Source organism: Colwellia marinimaniae, assembly GCF_002207865.1.
Taxonomy (GTDB): Bacteria; Pseudomonadota; Gammaproteobacteria; order Enterobacterales; family Alteromonadaceae; genus Colwellia; species Colwellia marinimaniae.
This window is the reverse complement of sequence record NZ_BDQM01000142.1, coordinates 1-402: the sequence shown is the minus strand read 5'-3', so window position 1 is coordinate 402 and position 402 is coordinate 1. Positions and strand designations below refer to the sequence as shown.

Annotated in this window: 1 protein-coding gene; it reads right to left on the bottom strand. The window is 45.0% G+C overall.

Features of this window, described 5'->3' with window-relative positions; all coding sequences use genetic code 11:
* A partial coding sequence (gene rplJ / locus MTCD1_RS18600; RefSeq protein ID WP_088569004.1) for a 50S ribosomal protein L10 occupies positions 1-321 on the bottom strand: 321 nt, incomplete at its 3' end.
* Positions 322-402: the final 81 nt, after the last annotated feature.

Below are 402 nucleotides of genomic sequence, written 5' to 3'. Positions count from 1 at the left end.
TTCGAAAGATTCTTCTTGTGCAGCGAAGTCTTTTAAAAGACGAGCTGCAGCACCTGGGTGCTCATTAGAGAATGCGATCAGAGTTGGACCGGTAAATACTTCGCTAAGGCACTCAAATTCAGTACCTACAACAGCACGCTTTATAAGAGTGTTACGTACTACACGGATGTAGACGCCATTCTCACGAGCAAGCTTACGAAGACCAGTCATTGCACCTACAGTAACGCCACGTGAATCAGCAACTACTGCAGAAAGCGCAGCCTTGGCAGCTTCGTTGACTTCAGCAACAATTGCTTTTTTGTCGTCGAGACCTAATGCCATGGTCTATACTCCTGGATAAAACCGAAAAATTCGGTATTTAAAATTTCCGACCAATGCCTTACCTTTGGCAGTCACATCAGT